The sequence below is a fragment of the Inquilinus limosus MP06 genome (genome assembly GCF_000767795.1).
Classification (GTDB): Bacteria; Pseudomonadota; Alphaproteobacteria; order DSM-16000; family Inquilinaceae; genus Inquilinus; species Inquilinus limosus_E.
Genome location: NZ_JANX01000464.1, coordinates 1 through 5,227, shown reverse-complemented (window position 1 = coordinate 5,227; position 5,227 = coordinate 1). Strand labels below are relative to the sequence as shown.

The window sequence follows — 5,227 nt, the reverse complement described above, 5'->3', positions numbered from 1 at the left end:
GACGCAGCGCAACGCCAGCGCCGCGGGCCGTCGCGCGCGCCTGGCCGCGGCCGGCCATGCCGGCAGCCTCAGCCGGTCCTACAGCCGCATGGTCGGGGTGCTGAAATACGGCCTGCCGATCATCGGCCTGCTGATCGTCGCATTGATCGTGCTGTGGCCGGAGCTGCACTCGTCCCAGGTCGACATCTCGAATCCGACCGAGCGCGCCGCCGCCGCGGCCGGCGAGATCCAGAATCCGCGCTACAGCGGCGTCGACGAGGCGGCGCGCCCCTACACCGTCTGGGCGACGCTGGCCAAGCAAGTGCAGGACGAGGTGTTCGACCTGAACCGGCCCAAGGGCGAGCTGAAGCTGCCCAGCGGCATGCTGATGACCCTCGACGCCCAGGCCGGCAAGCTCAATCGCGGCACCAAGTCGGTGCATCTCACCGGCAATGTCACCCTGCGCCGCAGCGACGGCACCACCCTGGTCACCGACGCCGCGGATATCGACCTGGCCGACAAGGGCGCACGCAGCAGCACGCCGGTGACGGCGGAGGGGCCCTTCGGTAATCTGTCGGCCGGGGGCTTCAAGGTCGAGCAGCAGGGCGACGTCATCATCTTCACCGGCCCGACCAAGCTGTTTCTCAAGCCCGGCGCCGACAAGGCCTTTCAAGGAACGCCGCAATGATCCGCCCGCTGATTCTCGCTGTCCTGCTCGCCGCCGCGGCCACGCCGGCCCTGGCGCAACAGCAGCTGCAGCTCGGCGGCGGCAAGGGCGAGCCGTCCGAGATCCAGGCCGACGACGCGCTGGAGTGGCACCAGAACGAGAAGACCTACATCGCCCGCGGCAACGCCGTGTACAAGCGCGGCGACCTGACGGTGAAGGCCGACGTCCTGACCGCCTATTACCGCGAGCTGCCGGACAAGAGCACCGAGATCTTCCGGGCCACGGCCGAAGGCAATGTGCTGATCACCCGCGGCGACGACACCACCGTCACCGGCGGAAAGGGGGTCTACGAGCTCGACGCCCAGACCTTCACCCTGACCGGCGGCAATCTGCGGTTCGTCAGCAAGGACGACGTCATCACCGCCACCGACAGCATGGTGTACCGCCAGGCCGAGGACGTGGCGATCGCGCGCGGCAACGCCACGGCGACCCGCGCCAAGGAGCAGAAGAGCCTGCGCGCCGACACGCTGACCGGCCATTTCGCCCCGGACGACAAGGGCCAGAAGGCGCTGTCGACGGTCGATGCCGACGGCAATGTCCGGCTGACCACGGCGACCGACGTGGTCACCGGCCAGACCGGCCATTACGACGTCAAGAGCCAGTTCGCGACCATCACGGACAATGTCCACCTGACCCGCGGCGGCAACCAGCTGAACGGCGACTATGCCGAGGTCGATATGGCCAGCGGCGTCAGCAAGCTGCTGACCAGGCCGGGCCAGGGCGGCCGCGCCCGGGCCCTGCTGGTGCCGGACGAGAAGGGCCAGACCTCGGGGTTGCCGGGCGCCGCCGGCCAGGCCGCGCCGAAGCCGCCGGCCCAGACGGCGCCGAAGAAGTAGGGGGAGGGGATGACCAAGCCGATCAGCCCGACCAGCCTGCAACCCTCCGACACGGCATCCGCGCCGCGCCTCGTCGCCAAGAATGACGGGCTCGTCGCCCGCAACCTCGGCAAGCAGTACAAGAAGCGCCCGGTGCTGCGCGACGTCAGCCTGCAGGTGCAGCGCGGCGAGGCGGTCGGCCTGCTGGGCCCGAACGGCGCCGGCAAGACCACCTGCTTCTACATGATCACCGGCCTGATCCAGCCGGATTACGGCACGATCCTCCTGGACGGGCAGGAGCTGACCGACCTGCCGATGTACCGCCGTGCCCGGATGGGCATCGGCTACCTGCCGCAGGAGGCGTCGATCTTCCGCGGCCTGACGGTCGAGCAGAACATCCGCGCCGTGCTGGAGATCTCTGAGCCCGACCGCTCGACCCGCGAGGCGGTGCTGGAGGACCTGCTGGCCGAGTTCTCGATCAGCCATCTGCGCCGCACCCCGGCGCTGGCGCTGTCGGGCGGCGAGCGGCGGCGCGTCGAGATCGCGCGGGCCCTGGCCAGCCATCCGCATTTCATGCTGCTGGACGAGCCGCTGGCCGGCATCGACCCGATCGCGGTCGGCGATATCCGCGACTTGGTGGCCCATCTGCGCGACCGCGGCATCGGCGTGCTGATCACCGACCACAATGTGCGCGAGACCCTCGATATCGTCGATCGGGCCTATATCCTCCACGACGGGCGTGTTCTGATGGAAGGGTTGCCATCGGACATCGTCGGGAATGAGGAGGTGCGGCGCGTGTATCTGGGCGAACGCTTCAGCCTGTAGACCACCGGGCGACCATGGCCATCTCGCAACGCCTCGGGCTCCGGCAGAGCCAGGCGCTGGTCATGACGCCGCAGCTGCAGCAGTCGATCAAGCTGCTGCAGCTCTCCAACATCGAGCTCTCGGCCTTTGTCGAGACGGAGCTCGAGCGCAACCCCCTCCTGGAGCGGGAGGAGGGCGAGCGTGGTGACGAGGGCGGCGACAGCACCGGCGACCGGAACGACATCGAGCCTCCCGATCCTGGATCGGGGCGGACGGTGGCGGCCGACGTCGCGCTGACGGCGGCGGAGCCGCCGGCCATCGTCTCCGCCGACGCGCCGCTCGACACCGACTGGGGCAACCTGTTCACCGGCTCCAGCGCCACCGACCGCAACGACGACTATGGCGGCGAGGCGCAATTCGCCGCCTCGGGCCGCGGCCGGGCGGATTTCGCCGACGACCTGCCCGGCCTGGAGGAGACGCTGGCCGAGCGGCCGAGCCTGCGCGACCACCTGCTGAGCCAGGTCGCGATCGAGTTCACCGCCCCGGCCGACCGGCTGATCGCGGTGCGGCTGGTCGACCTCTTGGAGGAGACGGGATATCTCGGCGCCACGGTCGAGGAGGTGGCGGCCGCCATGGGCTGCCCGGCCGAGCGGGTCGAGGCGGTGCTGCGCCGCTGCCAGCGGCTGGACCCGCCCGGCATCTTCGCCCGCAGCCTGGCCGAATGCCTGGCCATCCAACTGGCCGAGCGCAACCGCCTGGACCCGGCGATGCGCACCCTGCTGGATCATCTCGACCTGCTGGCCCGGCGCGACCTGGCCGCGGTGATGCGGCTGTGCGGCGTCGACGCCGAGGACCTGGCCGAGATGATCGCCGAGATCCGCGCTCTCGACCCCAAGCCGGGCGCCGCCTTCGACCATGAGATCGCGCAGACCCTGATCCCGGATATCCTGATGCGCGCGCAGCCGGAGATCGGCTGGGTGGTCGAGCTGAATGCCGACACTTTGCCGCGGGTGCTGGTCAACCGCCGCTACCACGCCGAGATCAGCCGCGGCGCCCGCAGCAAGGTCGACCGCGACTATGTCGGCACCTGCCTGGCCGACGCCAACTGGCTGGTCCGCGCCCTGGACCAGCGGGCCAACACCATCCTCAAGGTGTCGTCGGAGATCGTGCGCCGGCAGGACGCCTTCTTCGTCCGCGGCGTGCAGCACCTGAAGCCGCTGACGCTGAAGGACGTGGCCGAGGCGGTCGACATGCATGAAAGCACGATCAGCCGGGTCACCACCAACAAGGTGATCGCCACCCCGCGCGGCGTGTTCGAGCTGAAGTATTTCTTCACCCAGGCGATCCAGGGGGCGGGCGGGGCCGACGCGCATTCGGCCGAGGCGGTGCGCCACCGCATCCGCACCATGATCGACGCGGAGCCGGCGGATGCGATCCTGTCCGACGACCGGATCGTCGAAATCCTGCGCGGGGAGGGGATCGACATTGCACGGCGGACCGTCGCCAAGTACCGTGAGGGGATGCGGATACCATCCTCCGTCCAACGACGACGAGAGAAGGGTCTGAGCCGATGAGCGCTCCCCCAGCTTCGTCCGCAGCCCGGGGTCCGGGCCCCTTCGTTGACAGGAAGGCGCCCCGTCCCTATGGTCGCCGCCCGAAGGCGGCCCTCCACGGCCGCCCGGTTCATTTTGGGCGCCCGTTCTCCATCGTGCAGCAGTGAAGCGACAGCCATGCAACTGACCGTTCGAGGCAAGCAGATCGACGTCGGTGACGCATTGCGCACCCATGTCAGCGACGCCCTCAACAGCACGACCGCGAAGTATTTCAACAACGCGATCGAGGCGAATGTCGTCTTTTCCCGCAACGCCCATCTGATCCGGAGCGACCTGTCGGTCCATGTCGGCCGCAACATCCTCCTGCAGAGCAACGCGGAGGCCGAGAGCCCGTACCACGCCTTCGACGCTGCGGCCGACAAGCTGGCCAAGCGGCTGCGCCGCTACAAGCGCCGGCTGCGCGACCACCACAACGGCGACGGCCAGCAGCCGGCCCTGCCGGCCCAGGCCTATATCCTCGAGGCCGAATCCGAGGAGCTGCTGGACGGCGAGGAGCCGAACCAACCCATCGTCATCGCCGACGTCTCGACCTCGATCGAGAGCCTGACGGTGCTGCAGGCGGTGATGCGCCTCGACCTGGGCGACCTGCCGGCGCTGATGTTCCGCAACCAGGCCCATGGCCGGCTCAACATGGTGTTCCGCCGCCCCGACGGGAACATCGGCTGGGTCGATCCGAAAGGGACCGAGGATGCCGCCGCCTGAGGGCGGCGCGTCCGATCCGTCATGATTGATTTCCTCCGCCCCGAGGCGATTCTCGCCAATCTGAAGGCTGCCAGCAAGAAGCAGGCCCTGCAGGAGCTGGCCCGCCGTGCCGCCGAACTGACCGGCCAGCACGAGCGCTTCATCTTCGACGTGCTGCTGGAGCGCGAGCGGCTGGGCTCGACCGGCGTCGGCCGCGGCATCGCCATCCCGCACGGCAAGCTGCCGCATCTGCAGGGCGTGTTCGGTGCCTTCGCCCGGCTGGAGCGTCCGATCGACTTTGACGCGGTCGACGAGCAGCCGGTCGACCTCGTCTTCCTGCTGCTGGCGCCGGAAGGGGCGGGGGCGGACCATCTCAAGGCGCTGGCCCGTATCAGCCGCATGCTGCGGGACGAGAGCCTGTGCGAGAAGCTGCGCGGCTGCCAGACCGCGGACGCGATCTTCGCCCTGCTGTCGCAGAGCGAGTCGGTGAACGCCGCTTGACCGCCGGCCCTCCGCTCCGCTAGCCGGGGCGGATTGGCCTCTGTCTGCGGTTCCGCCATGTATCTGCTCGGCCTCGACGCCGGCACCTCGGTCATCAAGGCCGCGCT

6 protein-coding genes are annotated in these 5,227 nt (G+C 69.4%); all 6 read left to right on the top strand.

Features of this window, described 5'->3' with window-relative positions; all coding sequences use genetic code 11:
• Positions 1-667 (top strand): LPS export ABC transporter periplasmic protein LptC (gene lptC, locus P409_RS25995; protein ID WP_034845270.1); only part of this gene is annotated, 667 nt, incomplete at its 5' end.
• A complete protein-coding gene (locus tag P409_RS25990) occupies positions 664-1,542 on the top strand; it encodes an LptA/OstA family protein (RefSeq protein ID WP_034845269.1) in 879 nt (292 codons plus the stop codon). The genes lptC and P409_RS25990, both read left to right, overlap by 4 nt.
• Before the next feature lie 9 nt (positions 1,543-1,551).
• Entirely contained in the window at positions 1,552-2,346 is a 795-nt protein-coding gene (gene lptB, locus P409_RS25985; protein WP_034845267.1) for an LPS export ABC transporter ATP-binding protein, read from the top strand.
• 14 nt (positions 2,347-2,360) lie between these two features.
• On the top strand, positions 2,361-3,899 hold the full coding sequence (gene rpoN, locus P409_RS25980) for an RNA polymerase factor sigma-54 (RefSeq protein ID WP_034845265.1): 1,539 nt from the start codon (positions 2,361-2,363) through the stop codon (positions 3,897-3,899).
• A gap of 156 nt (positions 3,900-4,055) precedes the next feature.
• Positions 4,056-4,640, top strand: a complete 585-nt coding sequence (hpf, locus tag P409_RS25975) for a ribosome hibernation-promoting factor, HPF/YfiA family (protein ID WP_034845263.1) — start codon at positions 4,056-4,058, stop codon at positions 4,638-4,640.
• Positions 4,641-4,661: 21 nt separating this feature from the next.
• On the top strand, positions 4,662-5,120 hold the full coding sequence (ptsN, locus tag P409_RS25970; protein WP_034845261.1) for a PTS IIA-like nitrogen regulatory protein PtsN: 459 nt from the start codon (positions 4,662-4,664) through the stop codon (positions 5,118-5,120).
• Positions 5,121-5,227 lie beyond the last annotated feature (107 nt).

Excerpts from the sequence above, each read along its gene's own strand:
- P409_RS25990 (WP_034845269.1), top strand. The coding sequence starts at position 664 with ATGATCCGCCCGCTGATTCTCGCTGTCCTGCTCGCCGCCGCGGCCACG.
- lptB (WP_034845267.1), top strand. The coding sequence starts at position 1,552 with ATGACCAAGCCGATCAGCCCGACCAGCCTGCAACCCTCCGACACGGCA.
- rpoN (WP_034845265.1), top strand. The coding sequence starts at position 2,361 with ATGGCCATCTCGCAACGCCTCGGGCTCCGGCAGAGCCAGGCGCTGGTC.
- hpf (WP_034845263.1), top strand. The coding sequence starts at position 4,056 with ATGCAACTGACCGTTCGAGGCAAGCAGATCGACGTCGGTGACGCATTG.
- ptsN (WP_034845261.1), top strand. The coding sequence starts at position 4,662 with ATGATTGATTTCCTCCGCCCCGAGGCGATTCTCGCCAATCTGAAGGCT.